We start from the raw sequence: 24,578 nt of genomic DNA, 5'->3' as shown, positions 1-24,578 counted from the left end.
GCGGGGCAGGCACCGGACGGCGCGGGCTTGACCGGCAGGATCAGCAGGAGACGACACGGCCGGCGGGCCGCCTTGCGCCCGGCCGGCAGCGGCGTGGGCCGTTCGGGGGGCTGTGCGGCGGGCCAGGGGGCCGCCTGCGCCGGGATCGGCGCAGGCGATGGCAGGAAGGAGGAATGGCCCTCCACCGACGCCGGCTCCTCGGCAGCGCGCCCGCCGCGGTCCTCGCGGCCGTCGGAGCGGGCCGGCCGGCGGCGGCCGGCTCCTCCCGCGGCCCCGACTGCGCGGCCCTCGCCCGCGGGCTGGACGGGCGCGTGGTCCTCCCGGACGACCCGGACTACCCGGAGGCCCGGCAGCTCTTCCAGCCTCGCTACGACGGCATCGCCCCGGCCGCGGTCGCGTACCCGGCGCACGCCGGCGACGTCGCCGCCTGCCTGGAGTTCGCCCGCCGCTCCGGCGTGCCCGTCGTCCCCCGCGGCGGCGGGCACAGCTACGCCGGCTGGTCGACGCGCGCCGGCGGGCTCGTCGTCGACCTCGGCGCCCTCGACAGGACCGCCGTCGACGGGACGGCCGTCCGCGTCGGGGCGGGCGCCCGCATCGGCGACGTCCACAACGCCCTGGCCGCCCGCGGCCTCGGCATCCCCACCGGGCTGTGCCCCACCGTCGGCATCGCCGGGCTGACCCTCGGCGGCGGCCTCGGGCCCGCCTCCCGCGCGTACGGGGCCACCTGCGACCGCCTCACCGGCGCCACCGCCGTCACGCCGGACGGCCGTGTCCGGGACGTCGACGACGGCGCCGACCCGGACCTGTTCTGGGCCCTCCGCGGCGGCGGGGGCGGCAACTTCGCCGTCGTCACCGAGTTCCGCTTCGCGCCCCACCCGGCCCCCGACTGCGCCCTCGCCGAGCTGCGCTGGGCGGACAACGACAGCGCGGCGCTGCTGCACGGCTGGCAGCGCTGGCTGCCGGACCTGCCCGAACCGTTCTGGAGCCGCATCGAGTTCCTCCTCGACGGCGGCCCGCCCGCACCCCCGGCCGTCCGCGTCCTGTGCCTGGACGGCCCCGCCGAGCTCGACGGCCAGCTGGACCGGCTCGCCGCCCTCGTCGGCCGCCCCCCGCAGGACGTCCGCACGACCGTGCGCGGCTACGGGGACACCCTGCGGGAGATGTCCGGCTGCGGGCAGGACACCGCCGGGCAGTGCCGGCTGCCCGGCAGGCTGCCGGGCCGCTCTCCCGCGGGCCGGGTCGCCCGCGAGTCGTACGGGGCCCGCTCCGACTTCTGGACCGCGGCCGGGCTGCCCGCCGCCGGCATCGACACCGTGCTGGCCGCCGTGCGGTCGTACGCGGAGCGGGTGCCGGCCGGCGGCACCGGGGTCGTGCAGTTCACCGGCGAGTGCGGCGGCGCCCTGAACCGGCCGGCGCCGGCCGCCACCGCGTTCGTGCACCGCGACAGCGCCTTCCTCGCCCAGTACCTCGCCTACTGGCCGGCCACCGCCGCCCCGGCCGTGACGGCCCGCCACCTGGCGTGGCTCGACCGCCTCTGGCAGGACCTGCGCCCCTGGGCGAGCGGGCGCGCGTACCAGAACTACCCCGACCCGGGGCTGCCCGACTGGCGCGCGGCCTACTACGGGCCGAACCTCGCCCGGCTTGAGGCGGTGCGGCGCGCCCGCGACCCCGGCCGGCTGTTCCGCTTCCCCCAGGCCGTGTGAACGAGGAGCACCGAGGAGTCCTGCATGCGACGAACGCTGACGGTGGCGGCGCTGGTGGCCGCCCTGCTGCTGCCCGGCGGACCGACGCCCGTGGCCGAGGCCGGCAGCGGCCGGCCGGCCTCGACCGGCCGCTGGTCCGCCGAGGAGGCGGAACGGTTCTGGACGGCCGACCGCATGGCGTCGGCGGCCCCCGTCAACCCGGCCGGGCCCGCCGCGGCCGCCGCGGCGGCCGAACCGGGAACGGGCAAGGACTTCGACGGGATCCCGTCGGTCGGCCGGATGTTCGTCATGAAGGGCGGCGGCGCCTACTTCTGCACGGCGAGCGTCGTCTCCTCCCCCGGCCGGAACCTGGTGCTGAGCGCAGCCCACTGCCTGCTCGGCACGGACGCCCGCCAGGTGGCCTTCGTCCCCCGGTACACGGCCGAGAACCCGCAGCCGTACGGCATGTTCCCGGTGCTGCGCGACGCCCGGGGCCGGTCGAAGGTGTGGATCGACCCGCGCTACCGGAGCAGGGGCGCGGACCTGGCGGCGACGCTGGACGTGGCGTTCGCGCAGGTCGGGCCGGACGCGGACGGCTTCACGGTGGAGGACGTCGTCGGCGGCAACCGCCTCGTCACGGGCGGGCCGTTCGCGCACCCGCAGGTGACGCTGGTCGGTTATCCGGCCTCCGCGGCACGCCCTCGGCTGTGCGTGAACCGCACGACGCGGTTCACCAGCTCCGATCCGGGCATCCCCGGATCGTTCCTGCGGATCGACTGCACCGGCTACCCGGGCGGGACGAGCGGCGGCCCGTTCCTGACGCGCTTCGACAAGCGGACCGAGACCGGCGACGTGGTGGGCGTGATCGGCGGCTGGAAGACCGGCGGGGACACCGCCGACACCTCCTACAGCCCGTACTTCGGCGCGGAGGTCAGGACGTTGTACCGACAGGCGGCTGCCGGGGCAGCGTCGGGGTGACCACCCGCACCCACCGGGTCCGCCGCGGGTTTCCGACGGAGCGGGGAAGGGCCGGTGCCTCCTCCGCCGTCAGCGGGTCGGCGGGCGGCAGGGCGAGCTGCCGGCGCAGGTCGGCGAGGGCGGCGTGGACGGGCGCCAGGATGACCTCGGCGCGCGGGTGGACGCGCGCCAGCGCGTGCGCGGTCGTCTCGATGGTCTCGGCGGCGTCCTCGGCGGCCGTACGGCTCCACCCGCCGGCCCCGGAGCCGCTCCAGGGCGCGACGGCGTCGTAGAGGTGGCACGCGGCATCGGCCGCGGCGTCGGCCCGCTCCCCGACGCCCGGCGCCGCGGTGATCGGCAACTGCTCCATGCCGCCTCAACGAGCGCCCCCCGCCCCGGGGAACGACCCACGGCCCCGGATCGCCCGGCGGTGCACCTGGTCCCGCTGACCGCGGCGGTCTCGACCAGCCCCGCGTTCGTCCGGATGGCCGGACGGGACGGCGCCCGGACCATTCCCGACGAGGACTGACCCGCCGTGCTCAGCGGGTGCCGCGGAGTCTGCGCAGCAGGAGGCGGCCCGCTGCGTTGGCGCCTGCTGCGGCGGCGCCCGCGAGTGCGAGGCCCTGCAGCGCGTCCCGGGGCCGGGTGGGGCGGAGTACGCCTGCGCGCCGCAGTCGGTTGCGGGCCCACAGGCTGAACGGGATGACGATCAGCGGCGAGGTCACCACGCCCGGCGTGTAGCCGCGGACGGCGGCGGCCTGCCCCATGTGGACGAGGCCGTGCAGGCCGAAGCCGGTCAGCGAGGCCTGGTAGAAGGCGGACCGGCCGCCCGTGCGGTGGCCGTCGACCGCTGCCGCGCCGACGACCAGGGCCATCATTCCGACCGCCGCCGCGAACTCGCGGCCGTCGACGGAGCCGAGGCGGTCCCAGACGCGGTCGGGCAGCAGGCCGGGGCGGCGCCCGCGCAGGACGGGCACCTGCTCGCGGGACCAGCGGCCCATCGTCGCGACCTCTTCGGCGTCGTGGAGGGCCCACGCGGCGAGCAGTCCGAGCGTGACGGACGCCGTCACCTTGTTCGATTCCTTCACCGGGCCAGTCTGCCGGGGCGAGGGCTGGGACGGGTGGTTTTTCGGACAACTGGCATGTCTCCAGGGGCTGGTGTGACCCACCCGGGGCGCGTGCGGCGGCGCATAGGCTGGTCGGACCATGAGCGATCGCGACGACGAGCCACGCACGAGCCCCCGCCCCTCCCGCCGCCTCATCCGGCCCGCCGCCGCGGCTGGCTCCGGGCCGGGCTCCGGGCCGCCGCGCGGGGCGAGCCCCTTCGCGGCGGTGCTGCGTGCACCGGCCCGCCCCGGCGAGCCGCTGTTCGCGCAGGCCCCGAAGGCGTGGCAGCGGATGCTGCCGTACGCCGTCGCCGCCGTGTTCGTCGCGACGCTGCTGCCGGTGACCATCACGGTCCTCGCCGGCGACTACGGGCTGGACGGCGGTTGGGCGGGTGCGCTCGGCGTGGCCCAGACGGTGCCGCTGCTGCTGGCCGTGGCCCGGCCGCTTCCCGCGTGGGCGCTGGTCCTGGGCGCCGACACCGTCGGGGCGCTGGTGCTGACGGGCGCCGACCGGGTCGCGGGCCACTCCTGGCCGTGGCCGCCGATGACCGTGGTCGGCTACTTGGCGCTCATGGTGTTCCTGGGGCTGCGCGAGCCGGCGCGGACCATGGTCGGGGTGTGGCTGGCGACCGGGGCCGTCGGGGTCGTGCTGGGGTTCATGGCGCCGGAGGGGGTGTCCCAGACCGCCGCCCTGCTGTTCGTGTTGGCCGGGTGCCTGCTCGCGCTGGCCGGCGTGCTGCGCGGGCTCGGCGACGCCCAGCGGCGGATCGCCGAGCAGGAGAGCATCAGCGAGGCGGAGCGGGCGCGGCGGACGCTGCTGGAGGAGCGGGCGCGCATCGCCCGCGAGCTGCACGACGTGGTCGCGCACCACATGTCCGTGATCACGGTGCAGGCGGAGTCGGCGCCGTACCGGCTGCCGGGCATGGCGGAGCCGGTGCAGGAGGAGTTCGCGGCGATCGCGGCCGGTGCGCGCGAGTCGCTGGGCGAGATGCGGCGGCTGCTGTCGGTGCTGCGCAGCGACGGGGCGGGCAGCGGCGGGGCGGACGGGGAGCGTGCCCCGCAGCCGGGGATCGGCCGGATCCGGCAGCTGGTGGAGGCGACGGTGCGGGCCGGGCAGCCGGTGGAGCTGTCGCTGGCGGCCGGGGCCGAGCGGGCGGCGCCGCCGGCCGTGGACCTGTCGGCGTACAGGATCGTGCAGGAGGCCCTCGCGAACGTGGTGCGGCACGCTCCGGGGGCGCGGACCCGGGTGTCTGTGACGCACGATGCCCGGGAGGTGCTCGTCGTCGTCGCCAACGGGCCGTCGGAGGACGGCACTCCGGTGGTGGAGGGCTCGGGCGGCGGGACGGGGCACGGGCTGGTGGGGATGCGGGAGCGCGTACGGTTGACGGGCGGCACGCTGGACACCGGTCCGCTGCCCGGCGGCGGCTTCCGGGTCGCCGCCCGCCTGCCCCTTGACGCGCCCATTGAGGAAGCCAGTTGACCATCCGAGTGATCATCGTCGACGACCAGGCCATGGTGCGCGCCGGGTTCGCCGCCCTGCTGTCCGCGCAGTCCGACATCGACGTGGTGGGCGAGGCGGCGGACGGGCGCCGGGGCATCGAGGTGGCCCGTGCGACGCGGCCCGACGTGGTGCTGATGGACGTGCGGATGCCGGAGCTGGACGGGCTGGGCGCGGCGCGGGAGATCCTCGATCCGCCGCCGGGGGTGGTGCACCGGCCGAAGGTGCTGATGCTGACCACCTTCGACATCGACGACTACGTGTACGAGGCCCTGCGGGCCGGGGCGTCCGGGTTCCTGCTGAAGGACGCGCCGCCCGCCGATCTGATCTCGGCGGTGCGGGTGGTGGCGGCGGGCGAGGCGCTGCTGGCGCCGTCCGTGACGCGGCGGCTCATCGCGGACTTCGTGCAGCAGCGGCCGGCGCCGCGGAAGGACCCCGCCCTGCGGTTGAACGGGCTGACGCCCCGTGAGACGGAGGTGTTGGAGCTGATCGCCCGGGGCCTGTCGAACCAGGAGATCGCGGGCAGCCTGGTGGTGGCCGAGCAGACGGTGAAGACGCACATCGGGCGGGTCCTGGCCAAGCTGGACCTGCGGGACCGGGCGCAGGCGGTGGTCTTCGCGTACGAGGCGGGGCTGGTGCGGCCGGGCGACACGCACTGAGCCCTCCGGAGCCTCCCCGGCACCGCTCCGCGCCTCCTCCACCCCCTACCGGGGTATGACATGCGGGTTGGCTCCCCGGTCTGACGTGCCCGCCGGCACCTCCTTCCTACCTTCCTCGGCACCACGAGGAAAGGGGATGGGGACATGGGCCGCTTCGCGAGGACCCTGGCCGCGGCCGCACTGGCGTCGGCCGTGGTGGCGGGCAGCGCCGGCTGGGCAGCGGGCGGGGACCGGCAGGCCGTGGTCGCCGGCCCGCCGCCGGGTTCGTCCGCCTGGCGGGCCGACTCGGTGTCGGGGCGTGCGCTGCCGGATCCGGCGACGGCCTCGCCGCAGGAGGTGGCCCGGTTCTTCGCCGGGCTGGACGGGGCGGGCCGGCAGGAGCTGCTGCGCCGCCACCCGCTGGTGCTCGGCAATCTGGACGGCGCCCCCGTCGCCCTGAGGTACGAGGCGAACCGGCGGGCCGCGCTCGCGACGGGCGAGGCCCGGTGGGCGCCGTTCGCGTCGCCGCAGCGGCAGGTGCTGGCCTTCGACCCGCGCGGGCGCGGCCTCGTCGCCGAGGTGTTCGGGGACCTGGAGCGGGCGCGGCACCTCGCCGTGGTGGTACCGGGGTCCGACAGCGACGCCGCCACGTTCGACGACGCGGGCCGGGCTCCGCACACCGGCCCGGCCGGCATGGCCCGTTCGCTGCGGGCCGCGGCCGGGGAGGACACGGCGGTGGTGGCCTGGGCCGGGTACACCACGCCTGTCGGGGTGGGCCTGGACGCGGCGACGGGCCGGCTCGCGGAGGCGGGCGCGGCGCGGCTGGTGCGGTTCGCACGGGGGCTGGACGCGGTCGGCGCACCCGACCCGGCGCTGTTCTGCCACAGTTACGGCTCCGTGGTGTGCGCCCTGGCGGTGCGGGACACGGACGCCGCGGACGTGGTCGTCTTCGGCTCGCCCGGGCTGCGCGCCGGGTCGGCGGCGGAGCTGCGCACCGGCGCCCGCGTGTGGGCGGCGCGGGGGCCGTCCGACTGGATCGCGGACGTGCCGAACGTCCGCTTCGCCGGGCTGGGCCACGGAGCCGACCCGGTCGCGGCCGGATTCGGTGCCCGGCGGGTGCCCGCCGGCGACGTCCGCGGCCACACCGGCTACCTCGCACCGGGTACGGGCACGCTGGCGGCGTTCGCCTCGATCGCGCGGGGCGGTGCCCGGTGAGCGCCGCGGCCGGGCTGCGGCGGGCGGCCGAGCGGATCGACCGGTGTACGCCGGCGCACCGGGACCGGGCGGTGGACGGGCTGCGGGCGCTGGCCCTGCTGGCGGTGCCCGTCGGGCACTGGATGCTCGGCGGGTTCACCGTCGACGCGGACGGCGGCCTGCACAACGCCAGCCCCCTCTCGGCGGTCGGGGCGCTCGCGCCGGCGAGCTGGGTGCTGCAGATGCTCGGCGTCTTCTTCCTGGTCGGCGGCTACGCGTCGGTGCTGTCCTACCACCGGCGCCGGGGGTCGGCCGGGGCGTGGCTGCGCGGCAGGTGCGCCCGGCTGGGACGGCCGGTGCTCGGGGTCGCCGCCGTGTGGGCGCTGGCCGCGCCGGTCCTGTACGCCGCCGGGGTTCCGGAGGCGACGCTGCGGACCGCGGCGACGCTCGTGGTGCAGCCGCTGTGGTTCGTCGGCGTGTACCTGGTCGTGACGGCGCTGACCCCGTACTGCGTGCGGGCGGCGCGGCGCCTCGGCGGGTGGGCGGCGGCCCCGCTGTTCGCGTCGGTGGCCGTGGTGGACTTCCTGCGGTACGGGCCGTTCGCCGCGTCCGTGCCCGGCTGGGTGGCGGTGCTGAACGTGCTGCCGGGCTGGCTGTTCGCCTATCAGCTGGGCGTCGCGTGGGGCGAGGGGCGGATCGGGCGGCGGGGCGCCCGGCTGCTGCTGGCCGGCGGGGCCGTGCTGTTCGCAGTGCTGCTGCTGGTCTTCCACTATCCGGCGTCGATGGTCGGCGTGCCGGGGGCGGCGCGGACGAACTCGCACCCGCCGTCGCTGCTCGTGCTCGCCCTGGCCGCGGCGCAGTCCGGTGCGGCGGTGCTGCTGCGGGAGCGGCTGGCGCGGCTGCTGGCCCGGCCCGCCCTGTGGGCGCCGGTGGTGGTGGTCAACCTGTGCGCGATGACGGTGCTGTGCTGGCACCAGACGGCGATGCTGGCGGCGGCCGTGCCCGGCGCCGCGTTCGCGGGCGGGGTGGCGGGGCTGACGACGGCCCCCGACGGCGCGGCCTGGATCGCGGCGCGGGCCGCGTGGCTGCCGGTGTTCGCGCTGCTGCTGGTGGGGATCGCCCGGTACGCGCGGCGGTTCGAGGAACCGTGGACGCGGGTGTCGGCGGCGTGGCGGGCGGCCGCCGGTCTGCTGGCGGCGGGCTTCGGGGCGTTCGCGCTGGGCCTGGCCTGACCGGGCCGCTCGAGCGGCGGCCGGGCCCGTACGTGCGAGAGCGCCGCTCCCCTGCCGGGGGGCGGCGCTCTGCGGGTGCGGCCCGTCGGGCCGTCAGGCGATGGACGCGGCGACGATCGCGGCGACCGACAGGTTGCAGCAGGCCGTCACCCACACCGCCGGGTGCGGCTCCGGGTCGACCACTATGGCGCCGAGCTTGCCCGGGGTGACCCAGTCCAGGACGACGAAGGCGATCGCCATCAGGACCAGGCCGAGCAGGCCGAACGCGGCCGTGGACATCAGGCCCTTGCCGAAGTCGTCGTACGTCGTCCAGATCGAGGTGAAGACGATGCCGCCGATGCCGAGGAGCGCCGAGCTGAGCGTGATCGCCGCGTTGCGGTTGCGCTCCTCCCAGATCTGCTTCGGCAGCTTCCCGGGCGTCAGCACGTCCACCAGCACGATGCCGAGGATCAGCAGGACCAGGCCGAGCGCGCCGTAGGCGCTGGTGCGGCCGAGTCCGTCGATGATGTCGCTCATTGAGAAGCCTGTCTTCGCGGGGGTCGGGGGATCGTCGGTACCGGTGGCGGGCGCCGGAGCAGTGGCCGAATCTATCGCACGCGCCCGCCCCGGACCATGGGCAGGTCGGTAACGGTCGGGAGCGGCCGGGGTCCGTCTCCGGGCACCCCCGGTCGCACTGCCGCAAAAAGGGCTGCCACAGGGAGAGTTGAGGCACGGCGTTGACCTCGAGTTAGATCGAGGTTCTACCGTTCGGGACATGGACATGGAAGTCACCGCCTGGACCTCGATGCACGGCATGGTCAACGCCCGGCAGGAGCGCCGCCGGATCTCCCGGGCGAGCCTGCGCCGCATCGCCGCCTTCGCCCGCCCCCACCGCCGCGGGCTCGCCCTGTTCCTCGTCCTCAGCAGCGTGACCGCCCTGCTGGCGGTGGCCTCCCCGGTCCTCGCCAGCAGGGTCGTCAGCGCCGTCGTCGACGGTCGGGAAGCCTCCGGCGTGGTCCGGCCGGCCCTGCTCATCGCCGCCGTCGCCGTCGCGGAGGCGGGGCTCGGGCTGCTCGCCCGCAGGCTGTCGGCCGCGCTCGGCGAAGGCCTGATCCTCGACCTGCGCACCGCCGTCTTCGACCACGTGCAGCGGATGCCGGTCGCCTTCTTCACCCGGACCCGGACGGGCGCGCTCGTCAGCCGCCTCGGCAACGACGTGATCGGCGCGCAGCGGGCGTTCAGCAACACCCTCTCCGGAGTCGTGGGCAACACGGTGACGCTGCTGGTGGCCCTGGCCGTCATGCTGGGCATCTCCTGGCGGATCACCCTGCTTGCGCTGCTCCTGCTGCCCGTGTTCGTCGTGCCGGCGCGGCGGATGGGAACGCGGATGGCGGCCATGCAGCGCGAGGCGGCCGCGCTCAACGCCGCCATGAACACGCAGATGACGGAGCGTTTCTCCGCCCCGGGCGCCACCCTCGTCAAGCTGTTCGGGCGGCCCGCCGACGAGTCGGCGGAGTTCGCGGCCCGCGCCGGCCGGGTCCGCGACATCGGCATCCGCACCGCGATGGCCCAGTCGGTGTTCGTCACCGCGCTCACGCTGGTCTCGGCGCTGGCCCTGGCCCTCGTGTACGGGCTCGGCGGCTACCACGCCCTGCGCGGCAGCCTCGACGCCGGCAGCGTCGTCGCCCTCGCGCTGCTCCTGACCAGGCTGTACGCCCCGCTTACCGCGCTGGCCGGGGCGCGCGTCGAGGTGATGAGCGCCCTCGTCAGCTTCGAGCGGGTATTCGAGATCCTCGACCTCGAACCGCTCATCGCGCAGAAGCCGGACGCCGTGGCCGTCCCTGACGGGCCGGTCTCCGTCGAGTTCGACCGGGTCTCCTTCGGCTACCCCTCCGCCGACAAGGTCTCCCTCGCCTCGCTGGAGGAGGTCGCCTCCCTCGACGCCCGCGGCGGCACACGGGTACTGCACGAGGTGTCGTTCCGTGCCGAACCCGGCCGCATGGTCGCCCTCGTCGGCTCCTCCGGTGCCGGCAAGTCGACCATCGCCCAGCTCCTGCCGCGGCTGTACGACACCGACGAGGGTGCCGTCCGCATCGGCGGCCTCGACGTCCGGGACCTGACCGCCGAGTCGATCCGCGACACCGTCGGCATGGTGACGCAGGACGGCCACCTCTTCCACGAGTCCGTCCGCTCGAACCTGCTGCTGGCCCGGCCGGACGCGACCGAGGAGGAGGTGTGGGAGGCGCTGCGGCGCTCCCGGCTCGACGACCTGGTCGCGGCGCTGCCGGACGGCCTGGACACGATCGTCGGGGAGCGCGGGTACCGGCTGTCGGGCGGCGAGCGGCAGCGGCTGACGATCGCCCGCCTGCTGCTGGCCCGGCAGCGGGTGGTCATCCTCGACGAGGCCACCGCGCACCTGGACTCCACCTCGGAGGCCGCCGTGCAGGACGCTCTCGCCGAGGCGCTGGCCGGGCGGACCGCCGTCGTCATCGCGCACCGGCTCTCGACGGTGCAGGCGGCGGACCTGATCCTGGTCGTCGAGGACGGCCGGATCGTCGAGCGCGGCACACACGCCGAACTGCTCGCCGCAGGCGGCCGGTACGAGGAGTTGTACCGGACGCAGTTCGCGGCGGGCGAGGGCGCCCCGGCCGCCGTGTGACCGCCGGACCTCCCCCGAGGCCCCCGGCCGGCGTGCCGCCGAGCGGCGGCACACCGGCCGGGGGCGCATGATGCCGCAAGGACCCGAATCCCCACGCATGGAGCGAGCGATGGACATCAAGCTGGAACTGGTCGCCGTCCCCGTCACCGACGTCGACCGGGCGAAGGCCTTCTACGAGCAGGTCGGCTTCCACGCCGACCACGACGTCACGGTCAGCGACGACATCCGGTTCGTGCAGCTGACCCCGCCCGGGTCGGCCTGCTCGATCGCCGTGGGGCGGGGACTCACCCGGATGGCCCCGGGGTCACTCGACAACCTGCAAGTCGTCGTCAAGGACATCGAAGAGGCCCACGCCGACCTCAGGGGACGCGGGGTGGAGACGACCGCGATCCAGGACATGCCCTGGGGCTCGTTCGTCTACTTCACCGACCCGGACGGAAACCGCTGGTCCGTCCAGCAGACCACCCCGCGCAACGCAGGAGCGCAGGCGTGAGCGCCTGACACGGATGCGCTTCGGGCGCCGGCCCTCCGGCAGGGCCGGCGCCCCGGACTCCTCCGGCGGAGCACGGCGCCGTACGCTCGGGCGCGTGCACACCACCCTGACAGAACACGCCCGCTGCCTCTTCGGGGACGAGTACCGGCCGACACCGCCGTGCGACCGCGAGCACGACGAGGCCTCCTTCCTGGAGGAGCTGACGTTCGCCGACGCCGAGGCGATCCTGGACATGCTGAGGCAGCTCTCCCCGCACCTGGTCGACGGGTACCTGCCCGTGCGGATCCGCAACCTCGCGTACCGGCTCGTCCTCCTCCAGAGGCCGGACGAACCGGCGCTGATGCGGGAGGCGGCGGACAGTCTCCACCTGCACGGACCCGACTGGGACGACCTCGCCGCCGACCTCCGGCGACGGGCCGACGCCCTGGACGCGGCCGCCCTGTGAGTACGGCGGGCGGCGGGCGCGTCGTGGTGGTGATGGGTGTGGCCGGGACGGGGAAGACGACCGTGGGGCGGCTCCTCGCGAAGGCGCTCGGCCTGCCGTTCACGGAGGGCGACGACCACCACCCGCCGGCGAACGTCGCGAAGATGACCGCCGGGATCCCCTTGGACGACGACGACCGCCGGCCGTGGCTCGACGCCGTCGCCGCCCGGCTGGGCGGGCGGCCCCCCGGCACCGGCGCCGTGGTGTCCTGCTCGGCGCTCAGGCGCGCCTACCGCGACCGGCTGCGTGCGGCCGTTCCCGAGGCCGTCTTCGTGCACCTCGCGGGCGACCGACAGCTGATCGAGGGCCGGATTGCGGCGCGCACCGGGCACTTCATGCCCCCCGCCCTGCTGGACTCGCAGTTCGCGGTGCTGGAGCCGCTCGGTCCGGACGAGCCCGGTGCCGTCGTCGACGTCTCCGGCACCCCCGAGGAGACCGCGGCCGGTGCCCTGGCGGCGCTCGCCGCCGTGTGGACCGACCGTCCCCGGTCTTCCTGACGTCCTGCTGCCGCCGTCAGCGGTCCTGGAGCCGTGCCGCGGCCAGGGCCAGCCCGTCCGCCGCGGTCGAGCAGCGCTCGGCGAGGGCCGCGACCTCGGCGCGGAACGGCGCCGCGGGCGGCCCCTGCCGCTCCAGTTCCCCGGCGGCTGCCCGCAGCCGGTCCGCGTGCACGCGCAGCGCCTCGCAGTGGGCGCGCAGGCCGTCGGCGGGGTCCGGTGCGGCCGCCCGGAGCCGGGGCGCGGCCGTCACCGGGCCCGCCAGGGCTGGACGAGGAGCAGGCCGCCCGTGCCGAGGAGGCCGAGGGTGTGCACGCACCCGCGGTGGTCCGACCGCGGTCGCGCCGAGGCGGCACCGGCCGGCGTGCGGCGGCGCCGCGCCCTCCCCCGCCGGCGGCCGTGCCCGCGCCCGCCGTCCCGGTCGAAGAAGGCGCGTACGGCCGCCCCGAGCCCCTGGAGCGGTTCGGCGGTCACCGCGCGGCCTGTCGCGACCTGCCAGCCGGCGTGGTCGTTGAACGGGTTCGCGTCGGTCAGCGCGTTCCAGGCGAACAGGTCGGCGAACGAGGGCGTGAGCAGGGCGAACGCCCGCTCCGCGCCCTGCTCGCGCATGACGCGGCGGAAGCCGCGCACGGCGGCCGCCTGCCGGTCCTCGTCCACGGCGCGCAGGATGGCCGCCCCGTCCGGGTCGGCGAGCAGCCCGGCGCGGTCGAGGCCGGCGGCCCGGATCCGGGCTTTCAGCCCGCAGACCGCGAGGCTCACGGCGAGGCTCTCCCGGCCGGTGAGGACGCCCGCGAGCCAGCCGGCCCGGGCGACGCCGCGGCCGCGCGGGGCCCAGCCCAGACCGGCGGGGTCGGTGAGGGTGCGCAGCAGGGCGCGGCGGGCGCGCCTGCGGCGGCGGTGCCCGCCGGGCCTGCGGGGGCCGGCGCCGCCGGTGCGGGGCCGGCCGGGCCGGTGGGCGGGGAAGCGGGGGCTCAGGGCGAGTTCGGTGGCGAAGCGGGCGGCCTCGGCGACGGCGTCGGCGGCCTCGGCGAGTTCGCGGCACACGGCACCCAGCAGCTCGGCGTCCGGTGCGGTGGACGCGGAGGAGGTCACGGCGTCGGACATGGGATCCTCGCGGGGAAGTCGGTGGTGGGGAGGGCGTCGCCGGTGGTGCGTCAGCGACGGGTGAGGGTGAGCCGGACGGCGCGCGGGTCGAGGACCGCGGGCAGCGGCCCGTGCGGGTCGAGCACCGGCCTGATGCCGGTGATGCGGCTGCGGCGCAGCACCTCGGCGCACAGTGCGGTGGTGAGCAGCAGGCCCAGGCGGTTGCCGGGGCAGCGGCCGGGTCCGTGGCCGAAGGGGGCCATCCGGAGGTCCTCCTCAGCCCCGGGGGTCTTCCACCTCCCGGGGACGAAGACGTGTGCGGCGGGGACGTGTTCCGCGTCGCGCTGGTGGAAGTGGGCGGGGAGCAGGACGCGCGTTCCCGCCGGGTGGCGCACGCCCCGCCACACGGTCTCGGTGGTGGTGGTGCGGACGAGGTCGGGCACCGCCGGGTAGAGGCGCAGCGCCTCCTGTACGCAGCCTTGGAGCCGGGCCAGTTCGTGGGGGTCCGTGCGGGCGGCGGCCTCGGCGGCGGCGGCCGCCTGCTCGGCCGGGTGGGCGCCGAGCAGGAGCAGGGTGCGCAAGGCGGTTGCGGGGACGCTGTCGAGGACGGGCGCCCAAGGGTGCGCGGGGCATCCGGGGCCGGGGTGCGGGTGGCGTTCCGGGCGGGTGTCGCGGGCGGGCCCGGACTGGTGCGGCCCGCGGCGGCGCAGCAGTCGGCCGAGCAGGCCGGCGGCTCCGGCCCGGCCCTCGGCGGGGGCTGCGGCCGCGGCGCCGGCGGTGGGGTCGAGCCTCCGGGCGGCCCTGGCGACGGCCTGCCGGAGGCGGACGAGTTCGAGGGTCGCGGCGGAGGCCGGCGCGCGTACCTCTTCGGCGAGTACGGTCCGCAGCACCTCCGCGGACGGCAGCGCGGGGGCCGGCCCTCCGGGGGCGCCGGCGCCCGGGCGGTCGTAGAACTGCCGCATCTCGCGGCGGTCCAGCAGGACGAGGACGGGCCCGGAGATGCCGTGCACCAGGACGGGCGCGCCGCCGTGGCGGTCGCGCAGCTCCCGCAGCACCTCCGCCGGGAAGGCGGGGCGGGTGCCGGGGACGCCGCGGACGAAGAAGGGGAGCGCGCGGGTGGCGGCGAACCGGACGGATTCGGCCCGCCCGGCCCGCGGCGACGTCCCGCGCTGCCCGCGGGCGACGACCGCTCGGGTCGTTCCGGGACCGGTCACGGCCGCACCGCCTCCCCCGGGTCGGCCCGCCGGCCGCCGCGGCGGCGGCCCTGTCCCCTGCGGGCCCTGTGGCCCGCACGGAGCGGGTTCGGGAAGGTCGCGCAGGGGGTGCCTCCGCGCGGTGGGGAACCAGCGGTGGGTGACATGGGGCTCACCGTACGTCGATCTTGGAGGGGGCGCGCTCCGAGCGCGCGCCCGTACGGCCGCCCCGGTCGCGGTGCGGGGCCGTGCGGGACGGGAGCCGGGCCGTTCCCGGTACCGGTGCGGGCGGCAGCCGTCCGGGCGACGCGCCGCCCGGTACGGGGGCGGGGCGGGTCAGGGGGCGGTCGGCGGGGCGAACACGGCCTCGCGGAACGCGGCCCGCGGCCGGCCGTCCCCGTCGGCGGGCAGCAGCACGGCCCAGCGACGGTGGCGCGGGCTGACCCAGACCGCGGCGGTGTCCCCGTACGACCAGGTGCCGTGGGGGGCCGGGTGCCACAGCAGGCCGCGGGCGGGGGTGAGTTCGCCGGTGCGCAGGCGCAGGGAGCCGTCGGTCCAGGAGCGGGCGACGGGGTGGTCGGAAGGGGAGACGAGGTGGGTGAGGAAGCGGCCGAGGTCGGTGGGGGTGGTGTGGAGGGCGCCGTCGGCGAGGCGGGTGCGGGCCATGGCGAGGGGCTGCCAGACCAGGGTGGCGGCGAGTTCTCCGAGCGGGGCGCCGCCGAGGTGTTCGGCGAGGCGGGTGAGGGCGGTGTCGCCGGCGCCGTCGTGGGCGGGGCCCCGGTGGGTGAGGAGCTGGTGGGCCGTGGTCCCCGGGGGGAGCCCGGCCGCGGCGCGGTCTCCGTAGGCGGCGAGCGGGGTGTGCAGGCCCAGCGTCTCCCCGGCGACGAGGGCGCCGAGGACGGGCCATAGCGCGAGGACGCCGGCCAGGCCGCCGGCGTCGTACGGGGCCTCTTCGGGCGGGGCGGCCGACCGGGCGGCATCGTCCGCGGGCCGGCGGGGGGTGGAGCCGGCGAGGGTGCCGTGCGGGCCGCCGACCGCCCAGGCGGCCCGGGAGCCGGCCCGGTGCAGGGCCTCCCGCACCCGGGCGGCCAGCACGTCCGCCTCCCGCGGGGGCGGGGCTTCCGGTTCCGCGGGCGACGGTGCCGGCCGCCCCGACGGGTCCCCCGGCCGCTCGGCGGCGTCGCTCTGGAGCGTCATGGTCCCCCACGCTAACGACCGGCGGCCCGCCCGCCCGGACGCGCCGCTGCGCGGTGCCCTCCGGCCACCCGAATGCCCGCGCGGCATGCGGAAGGGGCGGGGCGCCGTGCGGCGCCCCGCCCCGGGGTGCGTGCCTCGCCTCACCAGAAACCGGGGTTCCGGTCAGCGGGCGCGGCCCGGTGCGGCCGGTGTGCTCGCGGTCACCGGGCCCGGCCGGCCTGCGGGGCCTGGTCGGGGCGGTCCGTCACCCGCAGCGTGTTCACCAGCGGCTTGCCGAAGCCGGAGTGCGTCACGAAGCGGACGTTCAGCACGCCGTCCGTGACGGTCACCGTGTAGCTCCGCGTCAGGGCGGTGTAGGTGCCCGCCTCCAGTGCGATGTCCAGGGAGGGCAGCACCTCCCTGCCCTCGACGAGGACGTCGAAGACGCGCCGGTCCGGCTTGGTGGACGACAGCTCCGCGAAGCCGAGCTCCACCGTGTACGTGCCGTTCGGGACGTTGTCGAAGCGGTACTCGTACATCCCCTCGCGGGCGTTGCGGAACATCCGCTGGTCGTCCGTGCCGGCGATGGTGCGGCCGGTGCTGCGCACCGCCGAGCTGCCCTGGTATCCGTACGAGCCGGCGGTGTACTTGCGGTCCGGGGACCAGCCGTCGCCGAGGGCGTCGGTGGAGGCGTAGTCGGAGCCCGTGTCCAGGGCGGCCTGGTAGCGCGGGACGACGACCTTGACCGGGACCGTCAGGACGGGGCTGCGCCCGCTCACCGAGGTGATCTTCAGGTCGGCGGTGAGGACGGTGCCGGCGGCGAGGCCGGCGCTGTCCACGGCCAGGGAGACCGTGGCCCGGCCGCCCGTGGGCAGGGTGCCGGCCGACGGGGTGGCCGTCAGCCAGGGCGCGTCCTCGGCCACCGCGAAGTCCGTGCCGAGGCCCGGGTTGGTGAGGTCGAGGGTGCGGGTCCGCTTCTGGTCGGCCGGGAGGACGACCTCCACCGCGGGCTTGGCCGCGGTGACGCGCCCGGTGCGCAGCGACTGGGTGACCCGGGTGACGTCGGCGGCCTTCACGTCGACCGTGGCGGTGGCCGCCTCGTAGGCGGGGGCGGTGATGGAGACGGCCCGGTTGCCGGACGGGCTCTGGACGACGTACCCGCCGTCCGGGGCGGTCGTCGCCGAGACGGCGGTGTCGCCGGTGCCGACGGTGACGGTGGCCCCGGCGACGCCGTTGCCGTCGTTGGCGTCGAGGACGCGGCCGGTGACGACTCCGCTCTTGGTGGTGCGGAAGGAGACGGTCAGGCCGTCGCTGATGACGGGCGTGTTGAAGGAGTAGGCGAAGGCATCGGTGCCGGTCGCGTTCTCCACGCCGACCGTGGCCGTGGAGCCCCCCTTGATGCCGGTGCCGCCGGTGCCGCGGTAGGAGTAGGTGACGGTTCCGTCCTCGCCGACGGCCGCGGAGAAGGAGAACTTGTCCGCCTGGGCCGACCAGTGGGAGACGTTGCGCCACTCGATGACGAACTGCCGGTGCGGGGCGGTGCCCCTGACGGCGGTGAAGACGCCGGAGCCGCTGCCGGCCGCGCCGACGACGAGGTCGTCCCAGAACGGGTAGAGCGCGGCGTTGGGGGTGGCGGTGCTCGGCAGGTCGCCGTTGATGTCGCCGGTGTGGGCGCCGCCGAAGCTGACGGTGCCGTTGGTGCCGATCCAGGCCTGCCCGTACGTCTTGCCGTACAGCGGCAGCGGGAAGGGCAGGTCGACGCGCTCGGTGGTGTTGTCGCCGGTCAGGGCGAGCTGCCGGTCCCCGGCGGGCTGGTCTGTGCCGGTGGAGGCGGCGCAGGCGTGGCCGTAGGCGTCGGTGCGCTCGGGCAGGGCGACCTCGATCGCGGTGTCGCCGGCGACGGTGGCGCGGGCGGTGCCGGGGCTCACACAGCGGGAGGAGTGGGTCGCCCGCAGGTCGTAGCTGCCGTGCGGCAGGGTGACCTCGAAGCGGCCCCGGTCGTCGGCGGTCGCCGTGACGGGCGTGTCGGCGATGGTGACGGTGGCGCCCGCGGCGGGTCCGGACGGCGCGGTGACGGTGCCGGTGAGCCTGGCGGAGGGGGCCTGGGTGAGGGTGAGGTCGCCGGTGGCGGTGGTGTTCTCGGCCACCGTCGCGGTCGCGGTCTCCTGGCCGTAGCCGAACTTCGCGGCGGTCACGGTGTACGTGCCGACGGAGAGGGAGCGGAAGGCGTAGGTGCCGTCGGCGGCGGTGGTCGTCGTACGGCTGATCGGGCCGGTGGCGGTGACCTTGGCGCCGGCGACGGGGGCTCCGCCGGAGGTCACGGTTCCGCCGAGGGCGCCGGTCGGGCCGCGGGGGGCCTGGGAGACGGCGGCGAGCGCGTCGAGCTTGCCCTCGCCGAACACGTTGTTGTTGGCGGCGGTCCCTCCGCACTGGCCGTTGTCGGTGTCCTGGGCGGTGGTGCCGAGAAGCTGCTCCGTTTGGGCGATGTCGCCCGTCAGCGCGGGGGCGGCGGACCAGAGCAGGGCCACCGTGGCCGCGGTGTGCGGTGAGGCCATCGAGGTGCCGGAGAAGGCCTCGTAGGCGCCGCCGGGCACGGAGGAGCGGACGTTCACGCCCGGGGCGGCGATGTTCGGCTTGACGATGCCGCCGGGGCCCGCGCCGCGGGAGGAGAAGGAGGCGATGGTGCCGTTGACGTCGAAGGCGCCGGAGCTGTAGGAGGCGGCGTAGTCGCCGGGCGAGCCGCTGGTGGAGCAGCCGGGGCCGGCGTTGCCGTTGGAGAAGGCCGGGAAGATGCCGGCGGCCCGCCAGGTGTCGACGACCTGCCGGTACCAGTCGTCGTGCGCCGAGCTGCCCCAGGAGTTGTTGACGACGTGCGGGGCGAGGTCGGGCCGCGGGTTCTGGCCGTTCAGGTCGGTCGGGGCGACGATCCACTGGCCGGCGGCGAGCAGCGAGGCCTCGGAGCAGGAGTTGGTCTCGCAGCCCTTGGCGGCGATCCACTTGGCGCCGGGGGCGACGCCGATCTTGTTGGCGCCGCCGTCGTCGCCGACCATCGTGCCCATGGTGTGGGTGCCGTGGTCGTTGTTGTCGCAGGGCGCGGCGGTGGGGCAGACGCCGGCGGGGTCGAACCAGTTGTAGTGGTGGTCGAGGCTGCCGTCGGCGCTCCGGCCGCGGTACTGGCCGGCGACGGCCGGGTGGGTGTGGTCGACGCCGCTGTCGATGTTGGCGACGACGATGCCCTCGCCGCGCACGCCGAGCTGCTCCCACACCTGCGGGGCCTTCACGCGGTCGACGTTCCACTCGACGGCGTCGGCCGCGGCCTTCTCCCGCTTGCCCTCGGCGGGGGTGGGCAGGGTGATCCGGTCGTCGGCGTCGATCCGGGACACCTCGGGGCGCTGGGCGAGGGTGCCCGCGAGCTTCTCGGTGCCGACGACGCGGACGGCGTTGACGATCCAGAAGGAGGTGTACTCGGCCTTGGCGTTGTCGAGGGCCTTGCGGACCTCGGCCTGGGTGCGCGCGGCGTGGTCGCGCTTGGTGCGCAGAACCGTTTCCGCTTTGGCGGTCCGGGTGGTCTGGCGCTGGGCGGCGGTCAGGTCGGCCGCGCTGTCCAGGTAGACCCAGAAGGCCGCCTTGGCGGAGTCGCCGAGCTGGGCGCGGAGCTTGGGCTCGATCTTGCGCTCGGCCGCGCCCGGGGAGGGGGCGGGGTCCGGTGCGGCGGCGGCGGCTCCGGCGCCGAGCGGCAGGAGCAGTGCTGCGGTGAGGGCGGCCAGTGCCGCGCGTAAGGATCGTCGTGTGTTGCGTTGGGCCACGTGTGGTCTCCTCGTACGCCGTGTGCAGGTTGTGCGGATAAGGCGTGCGTGACGTGCGCGGTCATGGTGAAGGAGAGTCATGCTCATTACAAGAGCGCCTAATGCGCCGTATGTGCGCCCGCCCCGGCGCCGGCCCTTGCCCGCCGGGTGGCCCTTGCCCGCCGGGCGCGCGAGCCTGGGGAAGTGACCGGTTCCGCACCCTCCGGGCCCGCGTCGGCGGGCGGGTCCGCCGTGCCGTCGGCCGCCGGCGCGGCCGCGGGCGGCGTCCCCCTCGGGACCGCGCGCGGGCGGTGGATCGTTTTCGTCACCGTGCTGGGCTCGACGATGGCCCTGCTCGACTCGACCGTCGTCAACGTGGCCCTGCCCCGGATCGGGCAGGACCTCGGCGCCGACCTGGCCGTCCTGCAGTGGACCGTCAACGCGTACCTGCTCACCCTGGCCGGCCTGATCCTCGTCGGCGGCGCCCTCGGCGACCGGTTCGGGCGGCGGCGGATCTTCGTGCTCGGCGTCGTGTGGTTCGCGGCCGGCTCCCTGCTGTGCGGGCTCGCCCCGAACGCGGGCGTCCTGATCGCCGCCCGGGCCCTCCAGGGGGTCGGCGGGGCCCTGCTGACACCCGGTTCACTGGCCCTGATCCAGGGCTCGATCGCCCCCGGCGACCGCGCCCGCGCCGTGGGCCTGTGGTCCGGGTTCGGCGGGGTGGGCGCGGCCGTCGGGCCGTTCCTGGGCGGCTGGCTGGTGGACGGGCCCGGCTGGCGCTGGGTGTTCCTGCTGAACGTGCCGCTGGCCGCCGTGTGCGTGCCGGCCGCCCTGCGGCACGTGCCCGAATCACGCGACCCGGCGGCGCACGGCCGGTTCGACGTGCTCGGCGCCTTCCTCGGCGCGACCGCCCTCGCCCTGCTGACGTACGCGCTGATCGAGGCCCGCTCCGGGGCCGCGCTCGTGACCGCCTCCGCCGTCGGCGCGGTGCTGCTCGGGGCCGCGTTCGTGTACGTCGAGCGGAAGCGGGCCCACCCGATGGTGCCGCCGGACGTCTTCGCGTCCCGGCTGTTCACCGCGGTCAACCTGGTCACCCTGTGCGTGTACGCGGCCTTCGGCGGCTTCTTCTTCCTGGTGGTGCTCCAGCTCCAGGTCGTCTGCGGGTACTCCGCCCTCGCCTCCGGGGCCGCGCTGCTACCGCCGACCGTGCTGATGCTGCTGCTGTCGGCGCGGTCGGGCGCCCTCGGGGAGCGGATCGGGCCGCGGATCCCGCTCACCGTCGGCCCGCTGCTGTGCGCCGGCGGGATGCTGCTGATGCTGCGGGCCGGGCCCGGCGCCCCGTACGCGACGGACGTGCTGCCCGCCATGGTCGTCCTGGGCCTGGGCATGGTGACGCTGGTCGCGCCGCTGACGGAGGCGGTACTGGCCTCGGTGGACCCGGGCCGGGCGGGCCTGGCCAGCGGCATCAACAACGCGGTCGCGCGGGCGGCCGGGCTCCTGGCGGTGGCCGCCCTCCCCCTGCTGGCCGGGATGGGCCCGGAGGCGTACCGCTCGCCGGACCTCTTCGACGAGGCGTTCGCGCGCTCCATGGTGTGGTGCGCGGCGGTGCTGGTGGCGGGCGCCGCCCTGGCCTGGACGACCGTGCGCCGTCCGCGGCCGGCCGCCTCGTGCCACCCGCAGTGCCGCACCCACTGCTCTCTGTCCGCTCCTCCGCTGGAACCGCCGGCCGGGGGTGCGGGCTCCGCTCCCCCGCCCGCCGCCTGACCCGCGCGCCTTCAAGACGGCCCGGAAGTTACCGGGACGCGTGTCGTGACTTCACTCGCAGCTGGCAGTAGAACTCGTTGCACCGCCAGAGAGTGAGGAACGTCACATGAACGACCATCCCCTGCACGGAAAAGGATCGCCGGGGATCTCCCGGCGCGGATTCATCGCTGGAACAGGTTCTCTTCTCGGTGCCATGGCGCTGTCCGGCGCCGCCACCGCCCGCGCCGCGGCGCGCCCCGCCTCGGCGGCCGGCCCCCTCGTGTCCGGGGCGCACGTGCCGGTGCTCGTCATCGGCACCGGCTACGGCGGCTCCGTGGCCGCGCTGCGGCTCGCCCAGGCCGGCGTCCCCGTCCACATGGTGGAGATGGGCATGGCGTGGGACACGCCCGGACCGGACGGCAAGGTGTTCTGCCACACCACCAGCCCCGACCGGCGCGCATACTGGCTGCGCACGCGCACCAAGCAGCCCCTCAGCAGCTTCCTCGGCTTCCCCCTCGACAAGGACATCCCCCGCTACACCGGGATCCTCGACGCCGAGGAGCTGGGCGGGATCACCGTCTACCAGGGCCGCGGCGTCGGCGGCGGCTCCCTCGTCAACGGCGGGATGGCCGTCACCCCCAGGCGTCCGAACTTCGCCGCCGTCCTGCCCACGGTCGACGCCGGGGAGATGTACGCGACCTACTACCCGCGGGCCAACGCCGAGCTGGGCGTCGGCCTCGTCGACCCGGACTGGTTCGACACCGCGGCCTGCTACCAGTACGCCCGCGTCGGCCGCAGGCACGCCCAGCGCGCCGGATTCCCCTTCGTGTTCGTGCCCGACGTGTACGACTGGGACTACATGGAGCAGGAGGCCGCCGGGACCGTCCCGAAGTCGGCGGTCGCCGGCGAGATCCTCTACGGCAACAACCACGGCAAGAAGTCCCTCCAGCAGACCTACCTGGCCCGAGCCGCGGCCACCGGCCGGGTCACCGTCTCGGCGCTCCACCGGGTCACCTCCGTCACGCCGGCGCCGGGCGGCGGCTACACCGTCGCCGTCGACCAGCTCGACACCGGCGGCGCGACCACCGCCGCCAAGACCGTGACCGCGGACCGCGTCTTCTTCGCCGCGGGCAGCGTCGGCACCAGCAAGCTCCTCGTCCGGCTCAAGGCCACCGGCGCCCTGCCCGGCCTGAACGGCGAGATCGGCCGGCACTGGGGCGAGAACGGCAACGTCATGTGCGGCCGCGCCAACCACCTGTGGGACCCCACGGGCAAGGTGCAGGCCGCCATCCCCTGCGGCGGCATCGACAACTGGGACGCCGGAGGCGCCTTCGCCGAAGTGGCACCGCTGCCGACCGGCATCGAGACGTACGCCTCCTTCTACCTGTCCATCACCCGCAACCCGCACCGCGGCCGCTTCACGTACAACGCGGCGACGGGCGCCGTCGAGCTCGACTGGCAGCGGGCATGGAAGCAGCCGTCCATCGACATGGCAAAGACGATCTTCGACCGGATCAACGCGAAGGAGGGCACGATCTACCGCTCCGACCTGTTCGGCGCCGGCAAGGTCTGGGGCGACCACCTCACCTACCACCCGCTCGGCGGCGCGGTCCTCGACAAGGCCACCGACAACCACGGCCGCCTCCACGGCCACGCGGGCCTCTACGTGATCGACGGCGCGCTGATCCCGGGGAACACCAGCGTCAACCCGTTCGTCACCATCACCGCGCTCGCCGAGCGCAACATCGAGCACATCATCGCCCACGACCTGTAGCGCGGCCCGTCCGCGCGGACGACCGGGGCCGCCCGACCGGCCGGCCCCGCACCGCCGCCGCGCCGCCGTCAGTGCCCGGGCAGCACGCACACGCCGTCGAGGCCCAGCACGCGGTTGAGCCGGCCGAACGCCAGCCACGAGCCGATGCTCATGGTCAGCTCCACGACCTCCACCTGGCTGTAGTGCGCGCCCATCCGCCCCCAGAACTCGTCGTCCAGGCCGTGGTGGTCGAGGACGTACCGCTCCGCGTACTCGGCGGCCAGCCGCGTCCGCTCGTCGAAGCGGTCGGTGGTGCGCCACTCGGCGACCGCGTCCGCGAACTCCTCCTCGACCTTCCGCCCGTCGCGCTCGGTGCGCCAGTCGAGGCAGAACATGCAGCCGTTGATCTGCGCCACGCGCAGCCGCGCCGCCTCGAACTCCCGCAGCCCCAGCGTCGTGTGCGCGTACACCGCGAGGGAGAGGTTCGCGGCGGCCGGCCCGATCCCGGGGACCATGTCGCCCCACACGTACTCGATCGGGTGCTGCCCGTCGGGGACGTCGATCCTCATGTCCGTCATGCCCGTTCCCTTCCGAGTCGGCCGACGGCGGGGCGAAGCGGCACGTCGAGGGCGTCGTAGAGGCCGGGTTCGGCGTCCGCGAGCCAGTCGATCGCGCCGACCAGGCGGCCGACGGCGGTGGCGTTCCCTCCCGCGGACCGGTTCTCGCCGTCGTCCTCCGCCTCGACGGTGACCTCGATGCGCGGCCGGCCCTCGATGACCACGCGGTGCGCGCCGTCCCCGCCGCCCGGCGGCAGCGGCCAGTCCGGGGCGCAGGACGCGTGGATGCGGGTGACGTGCTCGATGACGAGGCGCGGCTCGCCCGCGACGACGCCCTGCACCTCGAAGCGGACGGCGCCCTGGGTACCGGCCTCGAAGACGCCCATGGAGCGGGTGGTGACGGTCTCATCCAGGGGGCGGCGCTCCACCGTCTCGCGGATCGCGTCGAGTTCGACGCCGAGGGCGCGGGCCATCATGCGGATCTGCCCGCCCCACACCATGGTGGGGACGGACGGCAGGAGCATCATCGGCTGGTGGTCCATGGGGCGGCCCATGCCGACGAGGTCGCGGACGGATTCGGGCTGGTCGTACGTCGAGTAGTCGAAGATCTCCTGGCATCGTATGGCGTCGACGGCGGTGCCGAGGCCGCTGAGCAGCACCGGCAGCACGTCGTTGCCCCAGCCCGGGTCGACCCCCGAGGCGAACAGGGAGCCCCCGCCCTCCGCGACGGCGGCGGCCACCGGGTCGCGGAACTCGGGCGGGGCGTTGCGGTGGTCGTAGAGGGGGTAGAGGGCCGGGGTGACGACGACGGCGCCGGCGCGGATCGCGCGGGTGACGTCGGCGAGGGCGGCGTCCGGGCGGGTGTCGCCGGTCGC

General features: G+C 76.0%; 22 protein-coding genes. 12 read left to right on the top strand and 10 right to left on the bottom strand.

What is annotated here, in order from left to right; genetic code table 11:
• Positions 1-173 precede the first annotated feature (173 nt).
• Both IE170_RS02130 and IE170_RS02125 read left to right on the top strand, forming a co-directional pair.
• Positions 174-1,703 carry an FAD-binding oxidoreductase gene (locus tag IE170_RS02130; RefSeq protein ID WP_189807541.1) on the top strand — a complete coding sequence of 510 codons (1,530 nt, stop codon included), beginning with the start codon at positions 174-176 and terminating at the stop codon, positions 1,701-1,703.
• A 24-nt stretch (positions 1,704-1,727) separates the two neighbouring features.
• Positions 1,728-2,660: a S1 family serine peptidase gene (locus IE170_RS02125; RefSeq protein ID WP_189807540.1), complete on the top strand. Its 933-nt coding sequence runs from the start codon at positions 1,728-1,730 to the stop codon at positions 2,658-2,660.
• On the opposite strand, the gene IE170_RS02120 is transcribed toward IE170_RS02125, so the two are convergent.
• Both IE170_RS02120 and IE170_RS02115 read right to left on the bottom strand, forming a co-directional pair.
• The gene (locus tag IE170_RS02120) at positions 2,614-3,009 is read right to left on the bottom strand and encodes a hypothetical protein (protein WP_189807539.1); all 396 of its coding nucleotides are present in this window, start codon (positions 3,007-3,009) and stop codon (positions 2,614-2,616) included. The genes IE170_RS02125 and IE170_RS02120 overlap by 47 nt on opposite strands.
• A gap of 169 nt (positions 3,010-3,178) precedes the next feature.
• Entirely contained in the window at positions 3,179-3,727 is a 549-nt protein-coding gene (locus tag IE170_RS02115; protein ID WP_229884554.1) for an HXXEE domain-containing protein, read from the bottom strand.
• Between the two features lie 118 nt (positions 3,728-3,845).
• Here IE170_RS02115 and IE170_RS02110 point away from each other — a divergent pair, with 118 nt between their 5' ends.
• The 4 genes from IE170_RS02110 (at position 3,846) to IE170_RS02095 (ending at position 8,307) form a co-directional block, all read left to right on the top strand.
• Positions 3,846-5,225: a sensor histidine kinase gene (locus tag IE170_RS02110; RefSeq protein ID WP_189807537.1), complete on the top strand. Its 1,380-nt coding sequence runs from the start codon at positions 3,846-3,848 to the stop codon at positions 5,223-5,225.
• Complete coding sequence (locus tag IE170_RS02105; protein ID WP_189807536.1) at positions 5,222-5,902, top strand: response regulator; 681 nt, start codon at positions 5,222-5,224, stop codon at positions 5,900-5,902. Before IE170_RS02110 ends, IE170_RS02105 begins: the two co-directional genes overlap by 4 nt.
• Positions 5,903-6,046: 144 nt before the next feature.
• Complete coding sequence (locus IE170_RS02100; protein ID WP_189807535.1) at positions 6,047-7,096, top strand: alpha/beta hydrolase; 1,050 nt, start codon at positions 6,047-6,049, stop codon at positions 7,094-7,096.
• Complete coding sequence (locus IE170_RS02095) at positions 7,093-8,307, top strand: acyltransferase family protein (RefSeq protein WP_229884553.1); 1,215 nt, start codon at positions 7,093-7,095, stop codon at positions 8,305-8,307. Before IE170_RS02100 ends, IE170_RS02095 begins: the two co-directional genes overlap by 4 nt.
• A 93-nt stretch (positions 8,308-8,400) precedes the next feature.
• Here the strand turns inward: IE170_RS02095 and IE170_RS02090 are convergent, their stop codons facing one another.
• Positions 8,401-8,823, bottom strand: coding sequence for a DUF350 domain-containing protein (locus IE170_RS02090; RefSeq protein WP_125540728.1), 423 nt, complete (start codon positions 8,821-8,823; stop codon positions 8,401-8,403).
• Positions 8,824-9,061: 238 nt separating this feature from the next.
• Here IE170_RS02090 and IE170_RS02085 point away from each other — a divergent pair, with 238 nt between their 5' ends.
• The 4 genes from IE170_RS02085 to IE170_RS02070 all read left to right on the top strand — a co-directional run bounded on the left by IE170_RS02085 (position 9,062) and on the right by IE170_RS02070 (position 12,419).
• Complete coding sequence (locus IE170_RS02085) at positions 9,062-10,945, top strand: ABC transporter ATP-binding protein (protein WP_189807534.1); 1,884 nt, start codon at positions 9,062-9,064, stop codon at positions 10,943-10,945.
• A gap of 109 nt (positions 10,946-11,054) precedes the next feature.
• On the top strand, positions 11,055-11,438 hold the full coding sequence (locus IE170_RS02080) for a VOC family protein (RefSeq protein WP_189807533.1): 384 nt from the start codon (positions 11,055-11,057) through the stop codon (positions 11,436-11,438).
• 94 nt (positions 11,439-11,532) lie between these two features.
• Positions 11,533-11,883: a hypothetical protein gene (locus IE170_RS02075; RefSeq protein ID WP_189807532.1), complete on the top strand. Its 351-nt coding sequence runs from the start codon at positions 11,533-11,535 to the stop codon at positions 11,881-11,883.
• A gap of 32 nt (positions 11,884-11,915) precedes the next feature.
• Positions 11,916-12,419, top strand: a complete 504-nt coding sequence (locus tag IE170_RS02070) for a gluconokinase (protein ID WP_189807615.1) — start codon at positions 11,916-11,918, stop codon at positions 12,417-12,419.
• Positions 12,420-12,435: 16 nt separating this feature from the next.
• On the opposite strand, the gene IE170_RS02065 is transcribed toward IE170_RS02070, so the two are convergent.
• The 5 genes from IE170_RS02065 to IE170_RS33120 all read right to left on the bottom strand — a co-directional run bounded on the left by IE170_RS02065 (position 12,436) and on the right by IE170_RS33120 (position 19,674).
• Positions 12,436-12,669 carry a hypothetical protein gene (locus IE170_RS02065; RefSeq protein ID WP_189807531.1) on the bottom strand — a complete coding sequence of 78 codons (234 nt, stop codon included), beginning with the start codon at positions 12,667-12,669 and terminating at the stop codon, positions 12,436-12,438.
• A complete protein-coding gene (locus tag IE170_RS02060) occupies positions 12,666-13,520 on the bottom strand; it encodes a hypothetical protein (RefSeq protein WP_189807530.1) in 855 nt (284 codons plus the stop codon). Before IE170_RS02060 ends, IE170_RS02065 begins: the two co-directional genes overlap by 4 nt.
• A gap of 50 nt (positions 13,521-13,570) precedes the next feature.
• The gene (locus tag IE170_RS02055) at positions 13,571-14,713 is read right to left on the bottom strand and encodes a cytochrome P450 (protein WP_189807529.1); all 1,143 of its coding nucleotides are present in this window, start codon (positions 14,711-14,713) and stop codon (positions 13,571-13,573) included.
• 315 nt (positions 14,714-15,028) lie between these two features.
• A complete protein-coding gene (locus tag IE170_RS02050; protein ID WP_189807528.1) occupies positions 15,029-15,889 on the bottom strand; it encodes a hypothetical protein in 861 nt (286 codons plus the stop codon).
• A gap of 200 nt (positions 15,890-16,089) precedes the next feature.
• A complete protein-coding gene (locus IE170_RS33120; protein WP_268255632.1) occupies positions 16,090-19,674 on the bottom strand; it encodes a S8 family serine peptidase in 3,585 nt (1,194 codons plus the stop codon).
• A gap of 231 nt (positions 19,675-19,905) precedes the next feature.
• On the opposite strand from IE170_RS33120, the gene IE170_RS02040 reads away from it, so the two are divergent.
• Positions 19,906-21,414 carry a DHA2 family efflux MFS transporter permease subunit gene (locus IE170_RS02040; RefSeq protein ID WP_229884561.1) on the top strand — a complete coding sequence of 503 codons (1,509 nt, stop codon included), beginning with the start codon at positions 19,906-19,908 and terminating at the stop codon, positions 21,412-21,414.
• Positions 21,415-21,520: 106 nt separating this feature from the next.
• Complete coding sequence (locus IE170_RS02035; protein WP_189807525.1) at positions 21,521-23,167, top strand: GMC oxidoreductase; 1,647 nt, start codon at positions 21,521-21,523, stop codon at positions 23,165-23,167.
• Between the two features lie 68 nt (positions 23,168-23,235).
• Here the strand turns inward: IE170_RS02035 and IE170_RS02030 are convergent, their stop codons facing one another.
• Together IE170_RS02030 and IE170_RS02025 are read right to left on the bottom strand one after the other, a co-directional pair.
• Positions 23,236-23,715 carry a carboxymuconolactone decarboxylase family protein gene (locus IE170_RS02030; protein WP_189807614.1) on the bottom strand — a complete coding sequence of 160 codons (480 nt, stop codon included), beginning with the start codon at positions 23,713-23,715 and terminating at the stop codon, positions 23,236-23,238.
• Positions 23,716-23,720: 5 nt separating this feature from the next.
• Positions 23,721-24,578: NAD(P)H-dependent amine dehydrogenase family protein (locus tag IE170_RS02025; protein WP_229884552.1), on the bottom strand; the 858-nt coding region annotated here is incomplete at its 5' end.

Source organism: Streptomyces toxytricini (assembly GCF_014649915.1).
Taxonomy (GTDB): Bacteria; Actinomycetota; Actinomycetes; order Streptomycetales; family Streptomycetaceae; genus Streptomyces; species Streptomyces toxytricini.
Note: the sequence above shows the minus strand (reverse complement) of the source record. Positions and strands in the feature narration are given on the sequence as shown.

Excerpts from the sequence above, each read along its gene's own strand:
- IE170_RS02130 (WP_189807541.1), top strand. The coding sequence starts at position 174 with ATGGCCCTCCACCGACGCCGGCTCCTCGGCAGCGCGCCCGCCGCGGTC.
- IE170_RS02035 (WP_189807525.1), top strand. The coding sequence starts at position 21,521 with ATGAACGACCATCCCCTGCACGGAAAAGGATCGCCGGGGATCTCCCGG.
- IE170_RS02090 (WP_125540728.1), bottom strand. The coding sequence starts at position 8,823 with ATGAGCGACATCATCGACGGACTCGGCCGCACCAGCGCCTACGGCGCG.
- IE170_RS02070 (WP_189807615.1), top strand. The coding sequence starts at position 11,916 with ATGGGTGTGGCCGGGACGGGGAAGACGACCGTGGGGCGGCTCCTCGCG.
- IE170_RS02030 (WP_189807614.1), bottom strand. The coding sequence starts at position 23,715 with ATGAGGATCGACGTCCCCGACGGGCAGCACCCGATCGAGTACGTGTGG.
- IE170_RS02085 (WP_189807534.1), top strand. The coding sequence starts at position 9,062 with ATGGACATGGAAGTCACCGCCTGGACCTCGATGCACGGCATGGTCAAC.
- IE170_RS02125 (WP_189807540.1), top strand. The coding sequence starts at position 1,728 with ATGCGACGAACGCTGACGGTGGCGGCGCTGGTGGCCGCCCTGCTGCTG.
- IE170_RS02060 (WP_189807530.1), bottom strand. The coding sequence starts at position 13,520 with ATGTCCGACGCCGTGACCTCCTCCGCGTCCACCGCACCGGACGCCGAG.
- IE170_RS02050 (WP_189807528.1), bottom strand. The coding sequence starts at position 15,889 with ATGACGCTCCAGAGCGACGCCGCCGAGCGGCCGGGGGACCCGTCGGGG.
- IE170_RS02080 (WP_189807533.1), top strand. The coding sequence starts at position 11,055 with ATGGACATCAAGCTGGAACTGGTCGCCGTCCCCGTCACCGACGTCGAC.
- IE170_RS02100 (WP_189807535.1), top strand. The coding sequence starts at position 6,047 with ATGGGCCGCTTCGCGAGGACCCTGGCCGCGGCCGCACTGGCGTCGGCC.
- IE170_RS02120 (WP_189807539.1), bottom strand. The coding sequence starts at position 3,009 with ATGGAGCAGTTGCCGATCACCGCGGCGCCGGGCGTCGGGGAGCGGGCC.
- IE170_RS02110 (WP_189807537.1), top strand. The coding sequence starts at position 3,846 with ATGAGCGATCGCGACGACGAGCCACGCACGAGCCCCCGCCCCTCCCGC.